Annotated in this window: 23 protein-coding genes; 10 read left to right on the top strand and 13 right to left on the bottom strand. The window is 42.1% G+C overall.

Translation table 11 applies throughout. From position 1 onward, the window contains the following. Positions 1 to 35: 35 nt before the first annotated feature. On the top strand, positions 36 to 1,268 hold the full coding sequence (locus tag L0U88_RS12255; protein WP_234866352.1) for a site-specific integrase: 1,233 nt from the start codon (positions 36 to 38) through the stop codon (positions 1,266 to 1,268). Here L0U88_RS12255 and L0U88_RS12250 read toward each other — a convergent pair. The 3 genes from L0U88_RS12250 to L0U88_RS12240 all read right to left on the bottom strand — a co-directional run bounded on the left by L0U88_RS12250 (position 1,265) and on the right by L0U88_RS12240 (position 6,691). Next, positions 1,265 to 4,117: a type I restriction endonuclease subunit R gene (locus L0U88_RS12250; RefSeq protein WP_234866351.1), complete on the bottom strand. Its 2,853-nt coding sequence runs from the start codon at positions 4,115 to 4,117 to the stop codon at positions 1,265 to 1,267. The genes L0U88_RS12255 and L0U88_RS12250 overlap by 4 nt on opposite strands. Continuing rightward, entirely contained in the window at positions 4,114 to 6,342 is a 2,229-nt protein-coding gene (locus tag L0U88_RS12245) for a type I restriction-modification system subunit M (protein ID WP_234866350.1), read from the bottom strand. The genes L0U88_RS12250 and L0U88_RS12245 overlap by 4 nt, the downstream gene beginning before the upstream one ends. Before the next feature lie 97 nt (positions 6,343 to 6,439). Next, entirely contained in the window at positions 6,440 to 6,691 is a 252-nt protein-coding gene (locus L0U88_RS12240; RefSeq protein ID WP_234866349.1) for a helix-turn-helix domain-containing protein, read from the bottom strand. Between the two features lie 128 nt (positions 6,692 to 6,819). On the opposite strand from L0U88_RS12240, the gene L0U88_RS12235 reads away from it, so the two are divergent. The 5 genes from L0U88_RS12235 (at position 6,820) to L0U88_RS12215 (ending at position 9,890) form a co-directional block, all read left to right on the top strand. After that, a complete protein-coding gene (locus L0U88_RS12235; protein WP_234866348.1) occupies positions 6,820 to 7,629 on the top strand; it encodes a HEPN domain-containing protein in 810 nt (269 codons plus the stop codon). A 125-nt stretch (positions 7,630 to 7,754) separates the two neighbouring features. Further along, on the top strand, positions 7,755 to 8,345 hold the full coding sequence (locus L0U88_RS12230) for a hypothetical protein (protein WP_234866347.1): 591 nt from the start codon (positions 7,755 to 7,757) through the stop codon (positions 8,343 to 8,345). Continuing rightward, positions 8,335 to 9,291, top strand: a complete 957-nt coding sequence (locus L0U88_RS12225) for a nucleotidyl transferase AbiEii/AbiGii toxin family protein (protein ID WP_234866346.1) — start codon at positions 8,335 to 8,337, stop codon at positions 9,289 to 9,291. Before L0U88_RS12230 ends, L0U88_RS12225 begins: the two co-directional genes overlap by 11 nt. Positions 9,292 to 9,393: 102 nt before the next feature. Beyond that, positions 9,394 to 9,663 carry a helix-turn-helix domain-containing protein gene (locus L0U88_RS12220; protein WP_234866345.1) on the top strand — a complete coding sequence of 90 codons (270 nt, stop codon included), beginning with the start codon at positions 9,394 to 9,396 and terminating at the stop codon, positions 9,661 to 9,663. Next, positions 9,663 to 9,890, top strand: coding sequence for a hypothetical protein (locus tag L0U88_RS12215; RefSeq protein ID WP_234866344.1), 228 nt, complete (start codon positions 9,663 to 9,665; stop codon positions 9,888 to 9,890). Before L0U88_RS12220 ends, L0U88_RS12215 begins: the two co-directional genes overlap by 1 nt. A 12-nt stretch (positions 9,891 to 9,902) precedes the next feature. On the opposite strand, the gene L0U88_RS12210 is transcribed toward L0U88_RS12215, so the two are convergent. From L0U88_RS12210 to L0U88_RS12200, 3 genes are all read right to left on the bottom strand, one after another. After that, positions 9,903 to 10,940, bottom strand: coding sequence for a relaxase/mobilization nuclease domain-containing protein (locus L0U88_RS12210; protein WP_234866343.1), 1,038 nt, complete (start codon positions 10,938 to 10,940; stop codon positions 9,903 to 9,905). Further along, on the bottom strand, positions 10,912 to 11,304 hold the full coding sequence (locus L0U88_RS12205) for a plasmid mobilization protein (protein WP_434801960.1): 393 nt from the start codon (positions 11,302 to 11,304) through the stop codon (positions 10,912 to 10,914). Before L0U88_RS12205 ends, L0U88_RS12210 begins: the two co-directional genes overlap by 29 nt. 272 nt (positions 11,305 to 11,576) lie before the next feature. After that, entirely contained in the window at positions 11,577 to 12,215 is a 639-nt protein-coding gene (locus L0U88_RS12200; protein WP_234866341.1) for a hypothetical protein, read from the bottom strand. 98 nt (positions 12,216 to 12,313) lie between these two features. Between L0U88_RS12200 and L0U88_RS12195 the strand changes: the two genes are divergently transcribed. Together L0U88_RS12195 and L0U88_RS12190 are read left to right on the top strand one after the other, a co-directional pair. Then, entirely contained in the window at positions 12,314 to 12,625 is a 312-nt protein-coding gene (locus tag L0U88_RS12195) for a hypothetical protein (protein WP_234866340.1), read from the top strand. 333 nt (positions 12,626 to 12,958) lie between these two features. After that, a complete protein-coding gene (locus L0U88_RS12190; protein WP_234866339.1) occupies positions 12,959 to 14,641 on the top strand; it encodes a type IV secretory system conjugative DNA transfer family protein in 1,683 nt (560 codons plus the stop codon). Positions 14,642 to 14,737: 96 nt separating this feature from the next. Here L0U88_RS12190 and L0U88_RS12185 read toward each other — a convergent pair whose 3' ends face one another. Both L0U88_RS12185 and L0U88_RS12180 read right to left on the bottom strand, forming a co-directional pair. Further along, a complete protein-coding gene (locus L0U88_RS12185; protein WP_234866338.1) occupies positions 14,738 to 16,438 on the bottom strand; it encodes an AAA family ATPase in 1,701 nt (566 codons plus the stop codon). Positions 16,439 to 16,531: 93 nt separating this feature from the next. After that, positions 16,532 to 17,455 (bottom strand): ArdC family protein, encoded by a 924-nt coding sequence (locus tag L0U88_RS12180; protein WP_234866337.1) that lies wholly within the window; start codon positions 17,453 to 17,455, stop codon positions 16,532 to 16,534. A 358-nt stretch (positions 17,456 to 17,813) separates the two neighbouring features. Here L0U88_RS12180 and mobF point away from each other — a divergent pair, with 358 nt between their 5' ends. Both mobF and L0U88_RS12170 read left to right on the top strand, forming a co-directional pair. After that, complete coding sequence (gene mobF / locus L0U88_RS12175; RefSeq protein WP_234866336.1) at positions 17,814 to 20,549, top strand: MobF family relaxase; 2,736 nt, start codon at positions 17,814 to 17,816, stop codon at positions 20,547 to 20,549. 341 nt (positions 20,550 to 20,890) lie between these two features. Next, the gene (locus L0U88_RS12170; RefSeq protein WP_234866335.1) at positions 20,891 to 21,355 is read left to right on the top strand and encodes a hypothetical protein; all 465 of its coding nucleotides are present in this window, start codon (positions 20,891 to 20,893) and stop codon (positions 21,353 to 21,355) included. Here L0U88_RS12170 and L0U88_RS12165 read toward each other — a convergent pair. The 5 genes from L0U88_RS12165 to L0U88_RS12150 all read right to left on the bottom strand — a co-directional run bounded on the left by L0U88_RS12165 (position 21,346) and on the right by L0U88_RS12150 (position 24,897). Next, positions 21,346 to 21,858, bottom strand: coding sequence for a JAB domain-containing protein (locus L0U88_RS12165; protein ID WP_234866334.1), 513 nt, complete (start codon positions 21,856 to 21,858; stop codon positions 21,346 to 21,348). The two genes, L0U88_RS12170 and L0U88_RS12165, sit on opposite strands and share 10 nt — an antisense overlap. A gap of 4 nt (positions 21,859 to 21,862) precedes the next feature. Next, positions 21,863 to 22,780 carry a DUF8464 domain-containing protein gene (locus L0U88_RS12160; protein WP_234866333.1) on the bottom strand — a complete coding sequence of 306 codons (918 nt, stop codon included), beginning with the start codon at positions 22,778 to 22,780 and terminating at the stop codon, positions 21,863 to 21,865. Positions 22,781 to 22,845: 65 nt separating this feature from the next. Continuing rightward, positions 22,846 to 23,034: a helix-turn-helix domain-containing protein gene (locus L0U88_RS21080; protein WP_353620657.1), complete on the bottom strand. Its 189-nt coding sequence runs from the start codon at positions 23,032 to 23,034 to the stop codon at positions 22,846 to 22,848. Positions 23,035 to 23,579: 545 nt separating this feature from the next. Continuing rightward, the gene (locus tag L0U88_RS12155; RefSeq protein WP_234866332.1) at positions 23,580 to 24,002 is read right to left on the bottom strand and encodes a hypothetical protein; all 423 of its coding nucleotides are present in this window, start codon (positions 24,000 to 24,002) and stop codon (positions 23,580 to 23,582) included. Next, on the bottom strand, positions 23,971 to 24,897 hold the full coding sequence (locus L0U88_RS12150) for a restriction endonuclease (RefSeq protein ID WP_234866331.1): 927 nt from the start codon (positions 24,895 to 24,897) through the stop codon (positions 23,971 to 23,973). Before L0U88_RS12150 ends, L0U88_RS12155 begins: the two co-directional genes overlap by 32 nt. Positions 24,898 to 24,908: the final 11 nt, after the last annotated feature.

The raw sequence follows: 24,908 nt of genomic DNA, 5'->3' as shown, positions 1-24,908 counted from the left end.
TTGTACCTATGTTGTACCAATTCTGGAGGTACAACATGGCTACCATCAAACTTGTGCTGCGCCAAAAGCCCCGTCAGGACGGGGCATTGCCCATCTGTTTGCGGATCACCAAAGATCGCAAAACCAGCTTTATCTACCTTGGCCATTACCTGCAGCCGGATCAATGGGACGACGCGACCCACCAGGTCAAAAAGTCTCATCCCAATGCCAAACGGTTGAACAACTTCCTACTTAAGAAACTGGCGGAGGCCAGTGATGAAGCCTTAGACCTGGAAACGAAAACCAAACACGTTAGTGCCAAAGCGGTGCGTAGCAAGTTGAAGCCCCAGGTCGGTGCTACCTTCTTCCCCCAGGCGGACAACTTCCTGGCGCAATTGAAAGCCCACGGTAAGTACAATCAATATACTTCCGATAAACCCCGGATCGAGCATTTCCGGGATTTTCTGAACGGCTCAGACATCGCCTTTTCCGATATCAGTGCTGGACTGCTGGAACGCTTCAAGGCCTACTTGCGCACCCTGAAGACCTACAGGGACAAGCCGATGGGCGAACGCTCGGTGGTGAACCACCTGGTTACGATCCGGTCTGTCTATGCCCATGCCCGCAAAAACGGGGTGGTAACCAAAGACCAATCCCCGTTCGGCGAAAACGGCATCAAGATCAAGTTCCCGGATAGCATCAAAATCGGCCTGACCGTCGATGAGGTCAAACAACTGGAAGAAGCCGAGCTCTCCGATCCTGCCCACATCCACGCCCGGAATCTCTGGCTCTTTTCTTTTTATTTCGCAGGCATGCGGGTTTCTGATATCCTGCGCCTTCGGTGGTCGGATATTCAAAACGACCGCTTACACTATGCCATGGGCAAGAACAACAAAGGCGGCTCTTTGAAGATCCCCGACAAAGCACTAAAGATCCTGGAGCAATACACCCACCTCAAAGAAAACAAAGACGACATGGTGTTTCCGGAACTCAAAGGCTGTGACTTTACGGACAAGTTCAAAACCCAACGCACCATTGCCTTCAAAACCAGCGCCCTCGACAAGTGCCTCCGTAATCATGTTGCCCCGGCAGCTAAGATTGATAAGAAACTAACCATGCACATTGCCCGGCATTCCTTCGGCAACATCTCCGGCGACCGCATACCCATCCAAATGCTGCAAAAACTCTATCGCCATTCCTCCATCACCACCACCATCGGCTATCAGGGGAACTTCATACACAAGGATGCGGATGATGCATTGGATACCGTGCTAGCATTCGAGCCCTAGGCCGTCATTCCATTAATGAATGTTTCTACGAAATCAAGAATCTTGCTTAAAATCCTATCTCCGACTTTTTTACGTGCTAACACGGAAGGTTTATCACCCTCAATAAGGTCTAGGATATCATCCCTTAGTGGTTCTTGTTCAGCAAATAGATAATTTTCAATGATGGATTCTGTTTTATCTGGTGATAGGCTTTCCTCTACAACCAATTTTTCAAAAGCTTTTTGGCGCTCGACAGTCCAAAATTTATCAAACTCTGCTGTAATTTCATCCGTGTCTTTAATACTAGGTAAGTTCTCCAAAATGAACCGTTCAATTAGCTCACGCTTACTGCGTAACTGTCCTTCTGTATTGAGTAAGTTGAAGATCTCTTTTTCTGTCTGCGAGGTATCTTTCTTGGTGTTCGATTTCAACTTAATCAATAGCTGAATAATATACGCAACTGTTATGTCGTCTCTATGAATCAACTCTAATTCAAAGTCGACATCTTCAAGAATGGATACTTTTTCTTTATTCTGATCACTCTTGACTTTGTCATGAAGATCAAGGTACTTACTCTTGTAATCTTCAAATAGCTGTTCATCCATTTCAACGGATTCCCAATTAAAATCCGAAAATGATGCCAAGATATTTTTGACCCGGATTAATTCTCGGAAAGCTTTGATAAAGGCTAATTCATCATCTTCTGAAACCAAATCATTTACACTATCTACGGTTGGCGTGATCTTTTGAAGTTGTTCAAAAGTTTTGTTGAACTTCTCAACATAATCTTCAAACGGCTTCATCAAAATGACTTCAATTGCTTCCTTATTACTAAATAAGGTTATCGCCTGATCAGTAGCATTTTTTAAGTTTCTAAATACGACAATGTTGCCTTGGGATTTTTGCTCATTCAAAATTCGATTCGTTCTTGAATACGCCTGTATTAATCCATGGAATTTAAGATTCTTGTCGACGTACAAAGTATTTAAGGTGGGGCTATCAAATCCCGTTAAGAACATATTGACCACAAGCAATAGATCAATTTTTCGTTCTTTTACTTTCTTAGAAATATCGTTGTAATAATTATAGAAAGACTCACTATCCTTTGTCGAAAACTTGGTTTCAAACATTTTGTTATAGTGAATGATATATTCATCCAGCTTTTCACGACTGTGTTTAGCCAAACCGTAAAGCGCTTTTGGTTCATCGACAACTGACAGCTCTTCAGGTAAAAATCCATTTGCATCGGCGTCAGCTTCATTCGCAGCATAACTGAAAATAGTCGCAATCTTCAGATCATGCTTGCCCTCTTCTTTCTTACGTTGGAATAAATCGTAATACTTAATAAGCGTTTCTACACTACTCACACAAAACATTCCCGTGAATTCTTTATTATGAGTTTTGCGGGAATGATTAGCGATAATATAGTCGGTAATTTTCTCTAATCGTATCGGAGATTCCATCAACTCTTTCGTGTCGATGTCTTCAACTTCAATGTCAATTTCAGTTGCAGTCTGTTTATTCTTATATTTACCAACATACTCAACTGAGAAGCGCAATACATTTTCGTCTTTGATTGCATCTGTTATAACGTATTTATGCAAGCAGTCGCCAAACAACTCTTTGGTTGTTCGTTTCCCATGCTCATTTTTAACTGCATTGTCAGCAAAAATCGGCGTTCCTGTAAACCCAAAAAGCTGGATATTATTAAAGAATGATTTTATGCGATTGTGTGTATCACCAAACTGGCTTCGGTGACATTCATCGAAGATGAATACGATGCGTTCATCTTTTAGTTTCTCCATCTTGCTCAGGTACTGCTTTTTACTAATTGCTGTGTTGAGCTTCTGAATGGTTGTTACAATTAGCTTAGTATCGCCTGAAAGCTGCTTGACCAGTTGCTGTGTATCCTCAGTACCGTCAATCGATCCTTTACTGAAACTATTAAATTCCTTAGTAGTTTGATAATCAAGATCCTTCCGATCAACAACAAACACAACCTTTTTAACTTGTGGAAGCTCCATCAGGATTTGGCTTGCTTTAAAGGAGGTCAAGGTTTTTCCAGAACCTGTCGTATGCCAGATGTAACCGTTCTTGACGCTATTCTTTACCCTGTCTATGAGCGCTTCTACAGCATAGTATTGATATGGTCGAAGAACCATTAGTACCTTATGCGTTTCATTCAGTACGATGTACTTACAAATCATCTTGCTGATGTGGCAGGGTTCCAAAAATTCTGAGGTAAAACCATTTAGAATATTGGTCAGTCGTTTATTCTCTTGGTCTGTCCAGTAGAATGTTTGTTTAAATGACTGGTGGCGGTTGTTCGCATAATACTTAGTGTTTACACCATTTGTAATGACAAAAATCTGAAGGTATTGAAACAAGCCTGCACTTGCGCCAAAAGAATGCTTTTGATACCGATTTATTTGATTGAACGCCTCTTTTAATTCGAGACCTCTTCGTTTAAGTTCAATTTGAACTACTGGCAATCCATTAATTAGGAGGGTGACGTCAAATCTATTCTTGTACTTACCTTCCATAGAAACCTGGTGCGTAACTTGAAAAGTATTCTGACACCAATGTTCTACATTAATAAACTCAAAATATAAATTATCACCATTATCTCTAATGATATGTTGACGCTCACGAAGGGTTTTAGCTTTCTCAAATACGCCACCCCTGTTTAAAATATTGAGAACTTTCTCAAATTCTTTAGAAGATAAAACTATCTTGTTGTGTTTTTCAATCTGGTCTTTCAAATTTGCGATGAGTGAATTTTCATCGTTTACTTGGATAAGCCCATAACCCAACTTTACAAGCTGAGATACTAATTGCTCCTCTAATACTAGTTCAGTTTGCTTACTCATTGCTTAGTTATAAAATTCCCTAATAAGCCACTTTCCCACTCATTAATATTGTCAATTTGAATTGATATTGAACTAATTTTATTATCTATTGCGGTAAATAACTTGGCTATTTGCTGCTGTTCTTCCATGCATGGAATGGGTAATTTGATCTCAGAAAAATATTTAAAACTTATCATCTTACCATCCCGGATACCTTCGAGTTTTTTTCCTAATTCTCTAATGTAAAAGGACGACTTAAAAAAGTGCTTAAAAAATATCTTATCGACTGGAACTATTGGTCGCAAAATAATGTATGCGGGACTGCAAATTCCGGTGTAATTTGAATATTCAATGCCACCCTGAAAAGATCTTAAGCTAATAATGAAGTCACCCTTTTCAACTACTTTGTATCCTTCTACGCTTTTATCGGAAACAGAGATTTGATAATCAATCAAATCTCTAGGTACTGCACCGTATTCTTGTGTAATTGCCAAAATAGGCAGCTCAGAATTATGGCTTTTATTTGAAAGGCTTTCAAAAATTTCATTGCCGAATTTCCACTCCCAATCCGGATACGGTTTGTTTTCTATATCTAAAAATCTAACCTTTTGAGAAAAAATATTCTGACTTACACTCTTTTTATATGCTCTTAGTAATGAAAGATTGTTGAAAGGAGGAAATGGAATTTTCAGCGCATTACAGATCGATTTTAAGGCCTGCTCATTGTTATTAAATGAGTCCCTGGCCCTAATCATAATATCACAAACTAAATTTATATCGAGAGAGTCATCAGATTCATAATTGTCAATATATCGTGGAATATTTAAATTATAATCATTATTAGCTATTTCAGCTAACTTAACTTTTCTGCTGTAATTTTCTTCATCACTTCTATTTTTATACGTGTGAATTATTTTATTGATATCAATATCGCGAAGTGCATTTTGTGTCTTAATTTTCTCAAACCCTTTACTTGCGTCAATAAATAAAACATCTCCCGGTTCTTCTCGGCATTTTTTGAAAACTAGTATACAAGTGGGTATGTTGGTTCCATAAAATATATTTGCTGGCAATCCTATGACAGCGTCTAAATAATTCTTGTTCTCGATTATATACTTGCGAATATGTTGTTCGGCGCCGCTTCGAAAAAGTGCTCCATGTGGTAATACTATTGCCATGGTACCGTTTTCAGACAAGTGATGAATCATATGCTGAACAAAAGCAAAGTCAGCTTTACTACTTGGTGCTAACCTACCATACTGACTAAATCGATCATCAGTACTAAAAAGTGCATTTGCACTCCATTTTGCTGAAAAAGGCGGATTTGCAACAATTGCTTCGAATTGCTTTCCTAAATGTTGCGGATGCTCAAGTGTATCTTCTTGTTTAATGTCAAACTTCCGGTAATGAACCCCGTGCATGATCATATTCATGCGGGCAAGGTTATAAGTAGTACGATTAAGTTCCTGCCCGTAGAATGTGCCGACGTCTTTTACTTCTTTTGCTACACGTAGTAGCAAAGAGCCTGAACCACAAGTTGGGTCATAAACAGATTTAAGTTTTGTCTTTCCGGTAGTAACGATTTTTGCCAAGACCTTACTTACTTCTTGAGGGGTATAGAATTCACCTGCTTTCTTCCCTGCTCCACTTGCAAATTGGCCAATCAGATATTCATAGGCATCGCCTAAAACATCTAATTCTGTTTGCTCCAGTTTAAAATCAATCTTATCCAAGTGAGCTAGAACTTTAGCAATTACTTCATTTCGAGCATCCGGACTTTTGCCTAATTTTGTACTATTTAAATCAATATCTTCAAAAAGATGGTCAAAATCTTCTTCGCTAGCAGTACCCATTGTGCTTAGCTGAATGTTATTCAAGATTTTCTGTAAGTCTTCTAGAATGAATTTCGACCCGCTTTCTTTATCACCACTACCATTACCGCGTTTAGCAATTTCACTGAATAACTCTGATGGCTTCAAGAAATAACCCAATTTCTCTAACGCCTCTTCTTTAATTGCTTCTATATATTCTTTGCCTTCTTTGCTCTTTTCTTTTATTTCACGATATTTTATTTTGTCCTGCTTAAGAATGGTATTTGCGTATAATTCCATTCTTTCTGCCAGATATTTGTAAAAGATAAATCCAAGAATATAATCGCGGAATTCATCCGCATCCATTTTGCCACGAAGTGTATTGGCAATGTTCCAAAGCTGCTGTTCAAGTAATTTTTTCTGATCTTCAGACATTTTTTATCTCTTTATAAGGTTTTATGACGAATTATCTACTACTTAAATGGGTTTTACAAGAGGCCTAAGAATAACAGTTTTCCCTATAATCAACTTATTATCCAGGTACTTCTGCTTGTAGAAACTCAACAACCGTCATATTGAAACAATTGGCTAATCTGATCAGAGAAGAGTAACGGAGATCCTTGCCCCGTTCGTACCTCCCATAGAGTGCCCGGGAGATGCCTTTCTCGTAGGCAAAGGTTTCGGCACTAGTATAACCCGCCTGGATTCTGAGATAGCGCAAACGGGCTCCGAGCTTTTTAATTTCCACTTCGGCATCCAGCGGTTTTGCTTTCTTGTCTTTCATGTAGGGCAATTTACGGGATAACGCCTTATTGAAGTACGCTCTGTAAAATACCGCTTTATTGATTCACGTCATATAAGACGTTTTTATGTATCTTTATTCTCTTTTCCCAACTCTTCAATTCTTCAGATATGAATACCACCAAAACAATCGATCGGTTGATTGAGACTATTGTAGAAGACTGTAAGCCCGAGAAAATTTTCCTGATTAGCCATTTCGAACGCGAAGAAAACTTCTCTCACCCCATCCAGCAAATTGAGAATACGACTAAACGAGTTGCCCGGTACGATGTGCTGATTTTATCAAATGCCGACCGGGACTATGAGGCGCTTTCTGCTTTTGTGGAAACTCGAACCAGTATTCTTGGAAAAGTAACCGCCTTGGTCTATCCAATGGATAGTTTCAACCAACTACTGGCCTTTGGCCACCCTTTCCCCAAATCCCTGCTGGATCAAGACTGTCTGATTTATGATGCCGGAAACATCGACTTCGAACCTGCCGGAAGTATTGATCTCGAAAGCCATCCTTACACAGGGAAACGGGATTACATGCGCGCCATGGCCAATGCGGAGGAATTCCTGGCGGCTTGTAACCTGCATATTGTCCGCAAGTGGAATGAAATTGCCGCCTTCAACCTTCACCAAGCTGCTGCCCAGCTTTACATGGCCTGCCTGTTAAAAGCGACGGGGCTTAAATTCATATCGGATGATATCACCCGGCTGCAGCGATACAGCTATTGGTACGCGCCTGAAATGGGGGAGATCCTCGGCTGTTCTCAAGACACCCAAACGCATCTTGGCCAACAGCTTCAAAAGGCGTTTCTCCATGCCCGATACAACCCGGATTATGAGATTGCCGACCCGGTTCTTCAGATCCTCTTGGCAGAAGTGCGCAAGCTGTTTGATTTGGCCATTCGGTTGATTAAAACCCCGTCCATATAGGCCGATAGATTAAATTATACAAATTACTATATTATTTATAATCAATAATATAGATCACTATTTTGCATGAATTTTCAATTTTTTCACTTGCAAATACACAAGAATTGTGGTATATTTGTAAGCAGATGAAAACACTACGCACCTTCAAGCACCATTTAAAGCCCGGTAGGGTTTACCGTCGTGCCGACCTAGTTCAATGGTCGACGGCAGTGGATCGCCATGTTGCGGAATTGGTAAAAGAGGGCGTATTGGAAAAGCTCTCTAAAGGCATTTATCACGTCCCCCGCAAAACGGTCTTTGGTTCTGCCCCTCCGGATGAACAGGAGTTGGTACGTAGCTTTTTGAAGGACGATGAATTCCTGATAACCTCCCCCAATGCGTACAACAGCCTTGGTGTTGGGACAACGCAGCTTTACAACAAGCGGGTGGTGTATAACCACAAACGCCATGGTCAATTCAAGCTGGGAGGCAAGGAGTTTTTCTTCCATGCGAAGCACCGCTTCCCCAATAAACTCTCGTCAGAGTTTTTGTTGGTGGATCTGCTGAACAACCTGAATGAACTTGCAGAGGACAAAGAACAGGTACTCAACAAGGCTTTGGCTAAAGCGAAAGAGTTACCCAAGAAAACCTTGGCGCAATCCGTGACCCGCTACGGGAATGTCGGCACTAAACGCCTACTTTTACCGCTCCTAAAAGAGGCCAGCCATGCCGCCTAAGTTTCTCCATGAAATCCCCGAATTCCCCGATTTGCTGTCCATCTTGGAAAGGGAAACTAATATTGTCGCCGGGTTGATTGAGAAGGATTATTGGATCATGCATTCCCTTTATGGGTTGCAACAACTGAACTTTGATTTTGAAATGAAAGGCGGGACATCTCTCTCCAAAGGATTTGGGATTATCCAACGTTTCTCCGAAGACATCGACATTCAAATTCACCCTCCGGCGGAATTAAACGTCGTGTCAGATCCAAAGAAAAAGAACAAAGAGGCGGTCGACTCGCGCAAAAATTTCTACGACTGGCTGAATGACAACATTCAAATCCCCGGGATAACAGCTGTTACTCGGGATACAACCTTTGATAACCTTGATACTTATAATAGTGGTGGCATACGCCTTCTTTATCCAACCGTAACCTCAACTGTTCCGGGGATGAAAGAAGGTATTCTTTTAGAAGTGGGGTTTGATACCGTCACTCCCAATGAGCCTGTGACAATAAGCTCCTGGGCATTTGATCGCGCCTATTCAACTTCAGGTATTGATATCATTGATAACCGGGCCGTGGATGTAAAATGTTATCACCCTGGGTACACTTTTGTGGAGAAACTTCAAACCATCGTCACCAAATTCCGGCGAGAGCAAGAATCGGGCAAAGAGAATCCCAATTTGATGCGCCAGTATTATGATGTGTTCAGCCTACTGGCCGACCAAAGGGTGAACGCATTTATTGGAACTGAAGCCTACCATGCGCATAAAGCCGCCCGTTTCCTGGGGAAAGACAAAGAAACCGTATTGCAGACATGTGAAGCTCTTTTGCTCTCCGATCCTGATAAGCGAAAACGCTTTATTGAGCGCTACGAAGCAACCCAAGCGTTGTATTATAAGGGGCAACCGCCATTTGAAGACCTGCTAGCGCGTATTCATGAGCACCTGCATCGGTTGTAAAAACAACCTCTTAAGAGTTTACCCAGGTAAATTCATCTTTGCATGGCCTATCCTTTTTTCTCCTGAAAAATATCCAGTATTTTTCCAATACAACTTTTTCCCATGGAAGTGATTTGTTTGGAAGACCAGGCGTTTTATGCCCTGCTTGACCGGGTCATGGAACGGCTCAAAGAGAAATACGAGATCAAAGAGGATAAATGGATATCCGGCGATGAAGCGATGAAAAAGCTCCGGATTACAAGCAAGACCACCTTGCAAAAGTTCCGGGACGAAGGACGGATTCGATTCACCCAGCCGGATAAGAAGATCATTTTATACGACGTTGACTCGATTCATGAATATTTAGACCGCCACTCAAAAGACACTTTCTAATGGAAATACCAGAACAAGATTACATCAAGGGGTTCAATATCGGCTACCAACTGAATAAGCTCGATCCCCAACTCTTGGCGCAATTGCTGAAATCCAAGTCAGAAAACAGCCAATACCTGCAAGCCATGCAAATGGGCGCCAAACAACACGACCGGGAATTGCTATTAGAGCAACTCAAAAGGAACCAGGACAGGGATAAAGAAAGGGGTCGCGGTCGCTCAAGATAATCTGGACTGATTTTATCGATTACGCTCTTGTTGATGCTCTTTGTGTAAGGCGCGTTGCTGTTCCAACTGCTCCCGTAAACGGCGAACTTCCCGTTCCAACTCGGTTTCTTGCTTTTGCTGTAGGGCGGTGGCCACCTGCTCTTCATAGGCACGTACCCAGTACCCTGGAGTAGTTGGTATTGGGGGTTGAGGTTGGTTATTTTCTAACCGGGCTTTTTTGCGGGTTTCTTTATCTGGATAGTATTTCGATTGCCTTTGGTCTTTAGGTTGGTTGTCTTGTTCAATTTTCTCCGGTTTCTGCACGAGCTGTTTGACAGGCTTTCTATTCATCAAAATCGCCTCTTTCTCAGAAGGTAGTTTTTCCGCCTTCAGCCGTTCTTTTACTTCCTTGGTCTTTACCCCGGTCAATTGCCTAGTCAGGTCGAAGCTCCTTCCCTTTTCATCCACTACCATAAACGGACGCCGGAACTCCCCCCGGGCAATGGCATAGCCCTTTTGCAAGGACTGGAATACGAAGTCTTTTCCGGAAACGGTTTTAGTCCACAGATCCGTCAGGACGGCCTTCATTTCTTTCCGGTCGGCGTTCCGTTCCGGCGTCTTGGTCTGCTGAAAGACCAGCTCCATCTCTTTACGTGCCTGATCCTGAGCCAGACGCGAAAAGCTATCAGAAATCATAATCCCCTTCTCATGGTCGTAGCGTTCCCAAACAACATGGGCATGTGTCCGGCCTTTCTTTTCATGAAAGACAATGACCCGTTTCTGGTCTTTCAGTTGCAGCTTTTCCTCCAAGATATCGGCTGCCTTGATCCAGTCTTGGGGCTGCATGGCCTTGTCCTCCCCATAGGCTGGATTGATCTGAGCGTGGTAGAGCCCCTTCTCGCTGTTAGTTAGCTCAGCCGTTAAGGACATCTCCAACAGAGAGGCCTTCAGATCCATGGGGTCACTTGTGCCCCGGATCTCAAAAACGCGGACATTATCATTATCCGCCTGCTTCAGGAGGTAGCCGGCCAGTTGTGCGCCGTTACCTCGGGTCTTCCCCCGGATGACCATGGGACAGGTGTTTAAGGAGGTTTCTGGATAATGTTTGCAGCGAAAACAGGGTGGATTGAATTAGCTCCGGCGAAACGGAAGGGCGTAGATGGGCGGCCAAATCGGTATTCAAGGCTTTGGCGATTTGGTTCACATTGCTCCCTATCTTACCCAAGGCGGCCAATCCTTGGATAAAGGCCGCCCGCTCCGGACTGGCTTTCACCACCCGCGGTTTACTGCCCAGGGCAACCTTTCGGATATGCTCGCTTATCGAAAGCCCACCATCCGCAGCGATTGCTTCGAGCAATTGTTCTTCGGCTTCGGTCAGCCGAATTTCCATCCGTTTGCAACGGCGTTCCGTGATGGTCTTTAGTGGCCTGGGCATAAACTCTGCGTTTGCGTTTTTGACTGCTAGAGGGTTAAGGGAGAGTGCTGAAACTGCTCCCTTACAAGACGGTTTGTACGGACGAAAATGATTTGTTTTTGTACGGACAAGCCACGTCTTGCGGTAACCCTCAAGGCTAAAATTAGGCAGAGTTGCTGAAATAAAAAACCGCTGAAACGCTTGTCAGGACTGCATTTCAGCGGATTGGTATGATGTGAATCAATATGGTGCGATGTGAAAGAAAAAAAGATCAAAATAATTTTATCAAACCTTCATCTTGACCTGTCATGATCACGGTTTCTTTCTTTAGCTTGGTCATGTAATCGCTTCAATCGTTCGAATTCTTTTTCTAATTCCGGATCATTTTCAGGGTTATTTGAAGCAGGTTTGGTATCGCTTGAATTCGCAGCGGCTGACTCTCTTTGGTGATTTTTTTCAGGCTCATTTGATTTTTTCAACCGCTCAAATTCTGCTTTTAATTCTGGACTCAATTCGTCTTTTCGATCTTGGGTGCGTTCCTGATTTCTCGAATTTTCAACTTGTTTTCCATCTTTGGTACGATCCTGCTCTTTTGCCTCTTTATCTAATCTTTGCTGCTTTTCGGATTCAAGTTCATGTTTAAGGTTTAGTTCCTCGTAGGTCGTTTTATGCATATGCGGCTTGGCTATTTCCCGTGCCTTTTTTAGATACTGTTCCTTAAGTTGAATTTCATGCTGTTTATAATTGTTATAAATGTTTTCGGTTTTGACTGTCTTACTTGTCACCGTTACCCCATACTGCGCGTTCTTCCCCTTCTCGACCTCAGCTAAGGCTTTCTTGTAGTCTGCTGCTAATTTAAGTAGCTCCTTGCTAGCTGCATCGTCATGCGTATTGGTGTGATAATCCATTATAAAATCTGGGTAATTACTCATACCGGACGTATTTACAGAATCCTAAATATAAGCTATAATCGGATGTGCTGAAGGAGGGCAATGTCATGGAATACTACTGTGAAGCAGAAACCATCTATATGCATTCTAACCAGTCACGGCCTCGCTATTCTAAGTTAGCACGTAAGGCGATTACCTATTATTTGGGCGATCGTATTAAGCCTGATCAAGCTGTCTATGCACAAACAGAGTGGTTTTTCCGCCAACTAATTGATGGCTACGTCCAATTTAAAGTGTTTCATAAGCAGCCCTATGACTGGTCGTTTATCGATAATACTTTTCGGGTATACATCACAGGTGCTGAGCTCAAAGATGTGGGCGGTGACAGCAAAGTGCTGGAAAATGGGTATAACGGCGTCAAGGGATGTGAATTTCCAATTTTTAATGCCTAAATAATCTCCCACGGAATTTGGGCATCAGAAATAATTCATATCTTAAGAATGCACATATATGGTGCAATTCTTAAACCGTTAAACCATCCTTTCATGTCGAATGCATCAGGGCAAAACCCCCTATCCATGCTCATTGGCTATATTCTCGGAATTATAGCAGGCGTCGGTTTCGTCGTTACTCGTCCAACCTTTTGGGAACAATTTCTAAGTGGCGCTGGTCTCATTGGTCTTGTTGTATTGATGGTTTATCTAAGACGACGAAGAGACCGCAATAGAAAAGCCAATTCACGGCCAGCATAATCCATATAACATAACTTTTTAAATCTTATCGCAATGGCGAATGGGAGAAATATTGCCAATATTATACTAGGAATAATTGGCGGAATTTTTGGACTAATTATGCTTTCCCTAGCGGGGACTTCATACAGTTTGTACAAGGATATGGGTGAGTTCTCTTTTCTGGGGAGTGCCCTTTTATATTTCTTTTTGTTTTTACTGACCCTGTTCCTGCTGTATTTACGTTTTAAGAAGCGACCTAAAATACAGCAACCCGTAAAAAACACGAGCAGAGGCTCAGCTGAATGGAGTAATTACGATGCCGTCAAGGCCTCCGGGAATGGTATTCAAGATCATGGCTTGTGGCTTGGAAATTTTTACCGTAGACAAAAATTCGGCAATTTATTGACTGTAGCGGGAGCAGGATCAGGTAAAAATGCCTGTATCATTATTCCCAATTTACTGGTTGTTCCTTTTGGCTCGTATGTAGTGACCGATCCCAAAGGGGAAAATGCCTACATAACGGCCAGGCATCAAAAACAGATGCACCAAAAAGTATACATTCTTGATCCCTGGGAACAGCAAGAAAAAATGCAAGCCAAGCATGGAATTCCGACTGCCACCTTCAATCCATTTGACTTTATAAGGTCAGAGCCCAATGAGCTGCGAGATAATTGTGAACTCTTAGCTTATTATTTAATACCACTTAATACGGAGGCAAAAGATCCGTATTGGGATAATAAAGCAAGATCGATCATAAAGACCTTCTTGATGTACATCATGACTTCTCTTCCAGAAGAAGAGCAAAACTTTTGGACGCTGTATAAACTACTGCGCCTACAAGGGGACGACTGGACGTTATTGATGGCCAAGATGAATATCAGTAAAGAGTTGGATGGATTGGTTGCAGCCGCGGCAGGTGAGTTTTCCGGCTTCGATAGAAATTCTGATCATTTTGCCTCAATTCTCTCAGGGGCACATAATGCAACCACAATTTTTGAAAGCCCTCAACTTCGCGCTTCATTAAATAAATCAGGCTTCAATCCGTATGAATTAGCTAACGGTAATGTCACCTTGTATATCGTTATTCCAGAAAAGTACATGGAAACGCATTCCGCCTGGTTACGTTTAGTAATTGGATTGTGCTTAAAGGCAGTAAATGCCAGGCCGAACAAGCGGGTTAACTTTATATTGGACGAATTTGCTGTTTTGGGGAAAATGACGGACGTCCTGCGGGCATACGCATTTGGTCGAGGACAAAACATTGTGATGTGGGCATTTGCCCAAAGTCTCTCTCAGATCAAGCAAATCTATGGCGAGGATGGCTTAAACACCCTATTGAGTAATACGAATGTTTTACAGGCATTCGGTGTAAAAGATAAATTTACGAAAGACTATGTGAGTTACTCACTAGGAACAGGAACGCTCTCAGAGGTCAAGGTATCTAACAGTCATAGTCAAAATGGATCTTCGACAAGTAAGAGTGTTGAGCACATAGGACGCCCACTACTTGATCCGGATGAGGTAGAACGTTTTCAAGATATTATAACGATTGCAGACGGATTACGCTTTCCTATTGAGAAAGTTGGGTACTACCAAAACCGGTATGAAAATAGAAAATGGGATGATCCAAGAACCATTCCTGATTTTCAGAAAATGATGAAGAAAGGTCAGATTCCAGATGATTTGAGAGAATTATTCAAAGACAGGGCTGATCCACCGCCAAGAATAATTTCATAGATTCAATTAATTAGAGCGACACGATAACAAAACAGCCCTCTTAACCATTACTGATATCTTCCCTCCGCATGGGGCGCGGGAAGATGTCTGATGGTATTATACAACATTCCAGATAGAATTTCTGACTGTTTCTAATGACTGAAGTTTTAGATCTTCAGTTGGAATCAACAAATTATTGTTTCCATGTTGTTGTAATGCATTTTTTACTCGTTTAAATACACGTTTCCCATGTCTAAATCTATTTGTGTTTTCATCATAATTACGCAAGCATTCAATAGAAATTCTACCATTATCTACTCGTTCTCCGCCACTATACTGTATTTTTAGCGCTGTTTGAGTTCTAGCGTTAATAAAATTTTGAAGTGATTTTTCTTTTACTTCATCACTACAGCGATTTATAATTTCGCGGATTTGCTCCAACCTAAGATCCGGATAGACTTTCTGAAGGTGACTTTCATTTAAAAAATGATTTTCTAAATCAGTTCCAATAGTAAAAAATATATCTAAGTCGGCAGCTGTTGCTCGTCTTTGGATATCTTGTATTTCATCTTCAGTAAGATAATCGCTATCCCTATGTATCAAAACTCTAGTGCCAGGTGCGGAGTTTCTAATAAATGCTGCCAATGTAATGGCAATTTCTATTTTTGAGCAACCCTCGTATGACCAAATATCAGTTTCGTTCATATTAAATCCGTTAGCAATTAAAATCGCTTTTAATGGCTCTAGTTTTGAATCTTCAGTAAGAACAAAACACCTTGTATTTCCATTATTTAAAACATCGCCTTTATCCAATGCACCAATACTAAGTAAAACAGAAATGAAATTATAAGCGTCTGAATGAATGTTTCCATTCGAAATCCATTTTATATCAGCAAAGCCAGTTAGTTTATCGAGTAAATGTCGAGAATGAGTTGATAAAATTATTTGAATATCTATTCTATCTGTAATTTCTATTAGCTTTTCTGCTAATCTTCTTTGGTTACTTGGATGAAGGTGACTATCTGGTTCGTCCAAAATTAGAATTTTCGGAGAGTATAAATGTACATATGATAAGATTTGTATTGCTTGTAATACACCAGTTCCAAACGCATCAATAGGTAAATAAGTAGCACCACTTTTTACTTGAACAGAAATGTATTCATCTTTCAGTTTATCGAATCCAACGATAATATCTAAGTTTGGAAAAATATCTTGAAAATCTGTTTTGAATAAAGCCCATTTCTGTGGATTTACTTTCAATAAGTATAATATGTTTCTGAACACACTATTTGCATCTCCTCTTACAGCGGCTCTTCTTACAATCCCTTCACTTTTGAATTCTTCAAACGAAGAAATTCCTGCAAGTCCTGGTACGTATATACTGTAAGGGTTATCAATATCTCTGATCCTTTCGCCAAGATCTCTACCTTCAATTTCGGTCAATAAATTTTTGTTTCTTCCCTTTCTAAGCATAAAGTTTGCAAAATGATTAGTTCCTTTTTCTTTTAATTTTACGCTTATACTTTTTGCTTTATCCTGGCTTAATGTTCCTCCAAATCCAAGTGAATAAACATCACGAAAAGGAACGTAAATTATTTGATTTGGAGTCAATGATGTTGAGAGTCTGTCATTTTTCCATTTGACACTTTTAAATTCATCAAATGATGTTGTCTGCGCAATAGAAACTGCTACTTGAACTCCTTGAAGTATTGAACTTTTTCCTGAATTATTCGCTCCCACAAGAACAGTAATTTTATCTAATGGGATTGTAATACTTTCAATATTCTTGAATCTTTCAATTTTGATTTCTTCGATCATAACTATCCAATAAACAATTGCTCTAAATATAGTAAATACAATGAATGATGGAAAAAAAACAGACCTTATAATAAGGTCTGTTTTTGTATAGTATTAAATAGGCTGTAATTTATGTAAATACTCAGAAGCCTTAGAGGCTTCACTAGCTGCTGCGACAAGAGCGTATTTGTTGTCTTTCAGAGCTTGCAGCCAATTCGAGATATAAGCGGCATAGTGTTCTTTCTCCGGCCGGGCAATTCCGAACTCGGTGCACATGAAAGCAGCACCAAACTCAGCGACCAGCTCTTCATTGGCGTATCCTTTATCGCCAAACTTTTTACCGGAATTCCGATCCAGACGGGATTTATGACCTGTCCAATGGGTCAGTTCATGGAACAATGTCGCGTAGTATCCTTCGCTTGCAGAACATTGTTCGGTATTGATAAAGCTGCTGACATTCGGCATCTCGATACGATCCTTAGAAGGACTGTAACAAGCTCTTGAGCCGTCATAGTCAATCTGTACCCCAGTATTGGCGATGAACTGGTCTACGATCTCCAGTCGTTCTACAAGAGACTTGGTTTCAGATTGAGGTTGAGCTTCTTCCGGCTTAAAGCTGGCTAGCTGACAGCGGTTGAAGACGTAGGAGTGTTTCAGGAACGGGATCTTTTTGACCTCTCCGTTTTCTTCGCGTTCGAAGGTGTCGTAATAGACGATCATCGTTCCCTTTTCTTCCGGTTTGATCGACTCGTTTTTTTCTTTCCATTGTTTGAAAGAAGCCCATTCATTGGAAGAGTAGCTCTTCTCTTGTGCTGCTGACCAAAGGAGCAAGATGTTGATCCCTCGGTAGCGGTTATGCGTATGGTGGTTCAAAGGAAGATCGAAGTTGAAGCTGCTTTCGCCCGTCCAAGGTCTGTGCCAGGGCACAACACCTTTTTCTAATTGTTTGACGATGGTATCAGTGACTTCCTGATAGACATCTTTGCGCTTGAAATTCGGGTCAGGCTTGAATGCTTGTTTTTGAACTTGAGTGGTCATTGGTCGTCCTTTTCTGTTTAGGTGTGTTGGTGACAAGAGATCAAAAACCGAAGGACTAGCGAACAAACCAGCTGAAATTTTGGTGCGGCGTGGAATCGCTTTAGCGAGGGGAAAATTTTAGTTGGAGACGGGAGCGACTTCGGTAAATCTCGTGGGAAACCAATATGCCGTCTCTATGCAGAAATAGGCCAACTGACGCAGTTTGTTTAAAACAAACACTCAGTATTAATAACCCATCCTAGCTGACTGGATGCTATTCAGAAACAAAATCTCTGGTAAAGTTTATTGGTGTACTCAGACCATTAATGCCGGGCGAATCTTCTCAAATGGAATTGGAACTCCTGTATAAGCCTATTACATGATTCGCATGATCCAAAGCAGGTCAGCTAATAACGCTAAAGAATACTTCAGTGAATCGCTACTTCGGTCGGATTATTATATGAACGAACAAGAGTTCAAAGGATTGTTCCGAGGAAAAGTAGCTGAATTACTAGGTATAAAAAGAGAAATTCAAAAAGATGTCTTTCATACGTTGTGTGAAAATATACATCCAATTGAAGGCGTTCCGTTGACACCATTAAAAAAAACTAATCGCACGGTCGGCTATGATATCAATTTTCATTGCCCGAAATCCGTGTCGGTTCTGCATGCGCTCTCTAAAGATGGTCACATCTTACAGGCTTTTCATCAATCTGTTCTCGAAACGATGAATGATATAGAACAAGATGCACAAACCCGCGTGCGAAAAAACGGCAAAGATGAAAACCGTCCAGCGGATGGCTTGCTCTATGCAGATTTCATCCATCAAACGGCTAGACCCGTCAAGGATGACTTGCCAGATCCCCATTTGCACTGCCATTGCTTTGTCTTCAATGTCACCTGGGATGATATTGAAGGTAAATTTAAAGCTGGGCAATTCCGGAACATCAAGCGGGACATGCCCTATTACCAGGCCTTGTTTCATAAACGGCTTGCAGATAATTTGATGGAGCTGGGTTATAAGGTCAGGCCTACCAAAGCTGCCTTTGAAATCGAAGGCGTGCCGGAACATATCATTGACCTATTTTCTAAACGCACCAATGAAATCGGCCAATTGGCAAAGGATCAACAGATCACCGACGCCAAAGAACTGGATAAGCTGGGAGGGAAAACGCGGGCGAAAAAGAAAAAAGGTCTTACCATTCCCCAACTGCGCGCCTATTGGATCGAGCAGATCAAGGACATGGGCTTTGATCTTGGGTTAAAAAACACTGTCCTGCGGTTTGCCGATCCGATCCGAGGTATGTTGATCAAGGCTCGGAATGCGGTTGATTATGCCCTTGATCATCAGTTTGAACGGGCTTCGGTTGTACCGATGCGTAAACTTCTGGAGTCTGCCATTCGCTATGCGATTGGCTGTCCGCGTGTGACCGTTTCCGGTATAAAAAACTCTTTCAGCAAGAATAAAAACATCATCAAATCCCACGATGGCGATGGGGTGTCCTGCTCTACGGTCGAGATTGTCAAAGAAGAGCTGGCCATTGTCAAACTGGTAAACCAGACCAAAGGCCGTAATGCCCCGGCTTATTCTTACCCGCCTTCCCTTTTACTCGAAGATGAACAGGCAACAGCCATCCAGCATGTCCTAACCACCACTGACCCGGTTTCCATCATCATGGGTCGTGCCGGGACGGGTAAAACCAGCCTCATGCAGGAAGCTGTGGCAAAGTTCTCCGAGGCCGGAAAATCCGTCCTGGTTGTTGCCCCTACAGCTGAGGCTTCAAGAGGTGTTTTGCGGCAGGAAGGCTTTGGGGGTGCAGAAACCGTCGCAAAGCTGCTCACCGATAAAACCCTGCAAGAGAAGCTGACTAACCAGGTGCTATGGGTGGATGAAGCCGGACTCTTGGGAACAAAGGACATGCTTGCCCTCCTCCGGTTGGCTGATGCTCGTAACGCCCAATTGATCCTGTCCGGGGACACCAAGCAGCATTCCAGCGTTACCCGTGGGGATGCCTTACGCTTGCTGGATGAAGTGGCTGGGGTAAAGCCAGTCGGCCTTTCCACCATCCGCCGCCAGAAACAGGAACAATACCGATACGCCGTTGAAGCTCTCTCTATAGGGGATGCGGTCAAGGGCTACCAAACCCTGGCCACTATGGGGGCTATTGAGGAAGTAGACCCGGAAGACACAACCAGTGCATTGGTCGATCAGTACATCAGCCTGACCAAGCGAAAGAAATCGGTGTTGGTCGTCTCACCGACCCATCATCAATGCGGGGTGGTCACGGAAGCCATCAGAAAAACCCTAAAAGCTAAAAAGCAGATCCGCCAGCAAGACAAGCTCGTATCACAATTGATCAGCTTGAACCTGACTGAAGCAGAGCGCACGGAAAAGAAATCCTACCAAAAAGGATTGATGATCCGGGTCAATCGTAAAACGGACTCTTTAAAAGCCCATTCTTATGGTGAGGTCACGCAAGTCTTTAAGGACAGCATTGAACTGACTGATAAAAACGGAGGGGTTCATTTGGTTCCCTATGAAGCCCTCAAAGAAGCTGAGGTCTACCGGAAAGCAGAACTGCCCTTAGCGAAAGGAGATAAAATCCGAGCAACCCGCAATGGGATGGACAAAGAAAAACGCCGAATTAACAATGGCCAGGAACTAGTCATTAAATCCATCAATAAGGATGGATCAATCGTTGCTGAAAGCGAAACCACCAAGTGCCAGTATTTTATTGGCGAAGAGTTTCAGCATATCCAACATGCCTATTGCCTAACCTCTCATGCTTCCCAGGGTAAAACCGTTGATGTGGTATTGGTATCGCAGCCAACGGGAACGTTTACAGCTTCAGATTTGAAACAGTTCTATGTTTCGGCTTCTCGTGGCCGTTACGATCTAAAAATCTACACGGACGATAAAGAAGGATTGTTGGATCATGTGGCGGTTCTCAAGAAACGCAAATCAGCGCTGGAGCTGCTGAATTTCAAAGAAAACGGTGAGGCTATTGCCGGATTACAGGATTGTGAAATACCCTCAAATCAAAGAACCCATTCCGGATTCATCCGTCCGTTTTGTGATTTTATCCTGGCCGTGTTTTACTACAACTGCCATTAAAACAGAAAACTGGTAAGGGATGAACCTTACCAGTCTCTCCTTCTGCGTCATGAGTTGAACTGCAAGAAAGTAAGAACAGGTAGGGAGAGTCTTACCTTCTGCATTTTCGTTTTCGAAAGATCAAAATACTTTGTCCCTTATTCTGATCTTTTTAGGCCAGAAAACGATCAACATGGACAAAAAATTAGTGTTGAATTTCCCAGCGGCAAGGCCAGAATTCCGGAAATTTTATTTCAATGACTTATAATTTAATTACTGAATACAATCACTTTTTTACTTGACATATTCTATCTGAGGTGGTATTTCTTACGAGACACTCACCCCTGCCCCATAGGTGTCACATGACTACAGAATTTTATCAAGCACTCCAAGATTCATATAATTATGAGTCACCCATCACTGCCGGAAAAGCTATGCGCCAACTCGGCTTTTACATTGCGAGTGGCAAAGCCACCCTCAAAGAATGTGCAGAAGGAATTGACTGCCTTATTCTGGCTGCCAGTTCCGGCAATGGTAATCTCCGCTGGGGCGCTTCCGACGGTTTCCAAGAAATCTTTATGTCGGAAGGCCTCAACGGAGCAGATCTGGTTGATAGCTTTCTAGAAAGCTCAGAGGTGTTCAAAAGCCTCGGCCAGTCCCAGAGACAATTACTTCAAAACATGATGGAAGAAGCCACCAATCTTTATATGGGGTCACATCGTGAAGACCCGAACCCCCGATTGGATAACTTCCAAGGCCATATGTTTGAGGTCTCTTATCTCAAGCCAGGCTGTCGACGCCATCTAGAGCTGCGCCACTATGGCTGAAGGAGAGTAAGGCCACGCGAGGGTGTTCCATCAAACGGCATTTCTCCATCATCCACAAATGAGTAGTAGCTATGCGGGGTGACAATGATGTGATCACAGACAGCAATGTCTAAGAGATCACCGCCATCCCGCAATTTTTTCGTCAGACGTTTATCCTGGACACTCGGGGTTTCTATTCCCGAAGGGTGATTATGCGCAAGGATAATGCCGGATGCTTTGGCCTTTAAAGCCGTAGCAAATACGATTTTGGGATCGACCAAACAGGAGGATACAGTACCCCGTGCGACCCGTGAGATCCCCAAACAAAGATTGCTGCGGTCGAGTAAAAGGATCATGAAGTCTTCGACCAGTTCAATCTTGTTCATGTCCCAGCAGTTGATCAGAATATCATAGGCAGATTGAGAAGAATAAATGATCGGCCTGTTTTCCGGTTGTACCTGATTACGGTACATGAGCTCGATTTCTGTGATGGCAAAGAGGTTTTGAACATAGGGTTTCATCATGGGCTTACTCCATGCTCAGGCCGAGTTTGGCCATGTGGGCGGCGTTGACATCTTTGTATGGGATGTACCGATGATTCATGGGAACATGTTTCAGTCCCTCTTCTGATCGGGCGAACTGTTCCAATGCCTCAGTGGCTTTCTTCCCGGCTTCGTCATTGTCCATCCAGGAATAGAGCACCTTGTAGCCATAGCCTTTGAGATACGGCGTGGCTTTGGGTAGCAGCGTAATTGAGTTCAGGACAATCACATCCTCCTCAAAGTGCTTACCTTCATTTTGCGTGATGGCGGTTAGGAAGTCGAATACGCCTTCAAAGAGATGGATCTCTTTCTTTTCTAGGTTACTGCCCCGGATAAAAGAAATGTATTTGGCTTTGACTGAGCCCTTGAACTTCTTGTTCCGGACTTCATACCCCTCTTCTTCGTTTTTGAAGCCAAGGGCGATAAAGTCATTGCCGCTTTCCCGGTTGTGCACTCGGATTTCTTTCAAGTACCGAGCCCCGATTTGAAGCGGAATACCCCGGTCGGAGAGATAGTTCTCCAAGACACGCTGATAGATGTTCTTAACGGATTTGAGAGCAAGGGTGGAAGGCGGTCGCTCATGCTCTATGATCTCCTGTTTGACGGCCTCGATCTTGATGGCCTTATCAAACATATTATTCAGCCAGCGCAAGGCGTCCGAAACAGAACTCCCCACGCCTTGGGATTTGAGGTGATTGATCACCAGGTCAATATTGTCTCCCCCATCCCCCAGGCCGAAATCATACCAGATGTTCTTTTTGACATTGGCATGAAAGCTGGCGGTTTTTTCTGCCCGTAACGGCGATTTGTACCAGTATTCAGAAACCGTCTTCTTGGTCGGCTGATGCCCCATCCGCTCTAAAATTTCGGCAATAGGGATCTGTTTCGCGTCATGAATATTCATAGCGATCTCCAATTTAAAAATTTAAAGACAAAAAAAGAGCCGAGTACCTAAAGGTCTCAGCTCAATTACGGTTCAGTGCGTTCCTCCAAAAATCGATCGAGGTCACATTTTCGATAGCGGACACTTCGCCCGACTTTGATCGGTCGGAGATTGTATCGTTTCGTACAATCCCAAACGGACAACGTGCCCGGTGATACTTGCAGGTATTTAGCGGCGGCTTTTCTATCCAACAGCGGTTCAGTAATCAAACTCATATGTTTCTCCCCCATAGGTTTGGTGTACTAGACAACAGGCAATTGCATAATCCCCATCAAAGGGGCGAGGAAGAAACCACGAATCGACACTAAAAGTCAATCAAAACAATCTCTTGTTAAGAACAAATCCTATATCCGTATAAAAACGTCTATATCCGATATAGAAATTCTGAAATAAAGTAACCTATTGATTATAATTATGTTTCAATACATCCATTGATTTTACCGAATCAGAAACAAACGAAAAAAAGCCTTGGCGAAAAAAAGAGTTTTCTTGACGGTAACAGTGGCATAAACATTCAAGATAAGCATCGCTGAATATAAAAGGATAAGAACAAGCATATTCAATTAGCCAATTCCAAACTTAATCGCCTATATGCAAGTCATACACCGCAGACGCACAAAGACTCTTTTTTAAGAACAACCCGATCCAGAAAGACAAAATTCCAAATCTGAAGGAAAGTGTGTTCCGTTCGATTCCAGGGTACATGATGCTATGAAAGTATAGGGATTTATCTCTCTTGAAGAATAGAAATAATTAAATGCTACTGCAAATCAAAAGAATAACATCTGTAATTATGATAGTCAGCATCACTTTCCTTATAAGTCCAAATTGAGTAGTACCGGCTTGGTTGATTCGAAGGTATTCTGCGTCCGGTATCTGGCAAATTCAGTTGCCGCCTAGATATATTATCTTCTAAAATTTGTCTATCTGAATAACTATCATTATAGCTTTTACAATAAAAATATAGTTCACCTGTAGATGTATCAATAACAACAAAACTATTATCCTCACCAACGGCTTGATATTTACCGTTATCATTGCCAATAAAAATCGACAAAGCCAAGACAATAACTGCTGTTGGTAATAAAAACTCTTTATCAATAGAGAGATTTTTTGAAAATGTTTTAAATCTATAGAGATTCATGCTTTTATTAACTGCTATAGGTCTCAAAAAAATCTTCATCAATTTTCTTGAGATGTAGTACTTCTTCATCTTCACAACCTATATTGTATCGGATCATAAGTCGGGCTAATTTTTGACCGTCAATCAAAACAATTTTTTTACCCATAGCTTTTGCGGTCTCCTCAGCAGAAGAGCTAAATGCTGAAGTCGTAAAAAAGATACCTTTTTGTGTTTTCTTCATATCAAGAGCGCCACAAAAGTCTCTGATTGAACTAGCACCTACGTTGTTTCCTTCTGCATATCGTTTAGCTTGTACATATATTTGATCTACACCAAGCGCATCCTGGTCAATTACACCATCAACGCCATCATCCCCACTCTTGCCTAGAAGCTTTCCTGGCACTTCTGAAGCGCCGCCATATCCCATGGCCAGTAACAGCTCTACAACGAGATACTCAAACAATATAGGTTTTGCATTACGAATACGACTCAGCAGCTCACTTGCCAATGCATCATTTATAGCTGCATGTGAAGAGCGCAATAGCTCATCAGGTGTAGATTGGTTTTGTATGATATCAGTATTCTTTTCTATACCTTCATTTCCTAACATTGGGCTTTTACGTCTGCGAAACACTTGAAAGGCTTCGAATTGCTCAAGAAACTTATTGTCAATTCTCTCTGGATTTTTAGCGAGCACTTTTTGGCCTTCTTCGGTGATTATAAAAGATCCCCGCTTTGTATATTTAAGAAGGCCAGCCTGTTTTAAGTATCCTTTTGCCCAATTAACACGGTTTGCGAAAGTTGTTTGCTTTCCGCTAGGCAGAAGCTCATCTCTTTCTTCTTCAGTAAGCTTCAAGAGGATTGCCAGGCTATCTATTACAGCTGAAGTTGAAACTTCTTCATTTGCGCAAGACTTCAAAACAGGAAGCATCAATTTTTGATAATCAGGTATCATAACAAAAAATC

This window comes from Flavihumibacter fluminis, from assembly GCF_021491375.1.
GTDB lineage: Bacteria > Bacteroidota > Bacteroidia > Chitinophagales > Chitinophagaceae > Flavihumibacter > Flavihumibacter fluminis.
Note: the sequence above shows the minus strand (reverse complement) of the source record. Positions and strands in the feature narration are given on the sequence as shown.

What these genes read in the sequence shown, in the direction of transcription:
- L0U88_RS12255 (WP_234866352.1), top strand. Translation starts at nt 36, where the DNA reads ATGGCTACCATCAAACTTGTGCTGCGCCAAAAGCCCCGTCAGGACGGG.
- L0U88_RS12230 (WP_234866347.1), top strand. Translation starts at nt 7,755, where the DNA reads ATGAAAACACTACGCACCTTCAAGCACCATTTAAAGCCCGGTAGGGTT.
- L0U88_RS21080 (WP_353620657.1), bottom strand. Translation starts at nt 23,034, where the DNA reads ATGAGTTTGATTACTGAACCGCTGTTGGATAGAAAAGCCGCCGCTAAA.
- mobF (WP_234866336.1), top strand. Translation starts at nt 17,814, where the DNA reads ATGATTCGCATGATCCAAAGCAGGTCAGCTAATAACGCTAAAGAATAC.
- L0U88_RS12210 (WP_234866343.1), bottom strand. Translation starts at nt 10,940, where the DNA reads ATGGTCATCCGGGGGAAGACCCGAGGTAACGGCGCACAACTGGCCGGC.
- L0U88_RS12185 (WP_234866338.1), bottom strand. Translation starts at nt 16,438, where the DNA reads ATGATCGAAGAAATCAAAATTGAAAGATTCAAGAATATTGAAAGTATT.
- L0U88_RS12180 (WP_234866337.1), bottom strand. Translation starts at nt 17,455, where the DNA reads ATGACCACTCAAGTTCAAAAACAAGCATTCAAGCCTGACCCGAATTTC.
- L0U88_RS12235 (WP_234866348.1), top strand. Translation starts at nt 6,820, where the DNA reads ATGAATACCACCAAAACAATCGATCGGTTGATTGAGACTATTGTAGAA.
- L0U88_RS12225 (WP_234866346.1), top strand. Translation starts at nt 8,335, where the DNA reads ATGCCGCCTAAGTTTCTCCATGAAATCCCCGAATTCCCCGATTTGCTG.
- L0U88_RS12190 (WP_234866339.1), top strand. Translation starts at nt 12,959, where the DNA reads ATGGCGAATGGGAGAAATATTGCCAATATTATACTAGGAATAATTGGC.
- L0U88_RS12215 (WP_234866344.1), top strand. Translation starts at nt 9,663, where the DNA reads ATGGAAATACCAGAACAAGATTACATCAAGGGGTTCAATATCGGCTAC.
- L0U88_RS12245 (WP_234866350.1), bottom strand. Translation starts at nt 6,342, where the DNA reads ATGTCTGAAGATCAGAAAAAATTACTTGAACAGCAGCTTTGGAACATT.
- L0U88_RS12220 (WP_234866345.1), top strand. Translation starts at nt 9,394, where the DNA reads ATGGAAGTGATTTGTTTGGAAGACCAGGCGTTTTATGCCCTGCTTGAC.
- L0U88_RS12170 (WP_234866335.1), top strand. Translation starts at nt 20,891, where the DNA reads ATGACTACAGAATTTTATCAAGCACTCCAAGATTCATATAATTATGAG.
- L0U88_RS12240 (WP_234866349.1), bottom strand. Translation starts at nt 6,691, where the DNA reads ATGAAAGACAAGAAAGCAAAACCGCTGGATGCCGAAGTGGAAATTAAA.
- L0U88_RS12250 (WP_234866351.1), bottom strand. Translation starts at nt 4,117, where the DNA reads ATGAGTAAGCAAACTGAACTAGTATTAGAGGAGCAATTAGTATCTCAG.
- L0U88_RS12200 (WP_234866341.1), bottom strand. Translation starts at nt 12,215, where the DNA reads ATGAGTAATTACCCAGATTTTATAATGGATTATCACACCAATACGCAT.
- L0U88_RS12150 (WP_234866331.1), bottom strand. Translation starts at nt 24,897, where the DNA reads ATGATACCTGATTATCAAAAATTGATGCTTCCTGTTTTGAAGTCTTGC.
- L0U88_RS12155 (WP_234866332.1), bottom strand. Translation starts at nt 24,002, where the DNA reads ATGAAGATTTTTTTGAGACCTATAGCAGTTAATAAAAGCATGAATCTC.
- L0U88_RS12205 (WP_434801960.1), bottom strand. Translation starts at nt 11,304, where the DNA reads ATGCCCAGGCCACTAAAGACCATCACGGAACGCCGTTGCAAACGGATG.
- L0U88_RS12195 (WP_234866340.1), top strand. Translation starts at nt 12,314, where the DNA reads ATGCATTCTAACCAGTCACGGCCTCGCTATTCTAAGTTAGCACGTAAG.
- L0U88_RS12165 (WP_234866334.1), bottom strand. Translation starts at nt 21,858, where the DNA reads ATGATGAAACCCTATGTTCAAAACCTCTTTGCCATCACAGAAATCGAG.
- L0U88_RS12160 (WP_234866333.1), bottom strand. Translation starts at nt 22,780, where the DNA reads ATGAATATTCATGACGCGAAACAGATCCCTATTGCCGAAATTTTAGAG.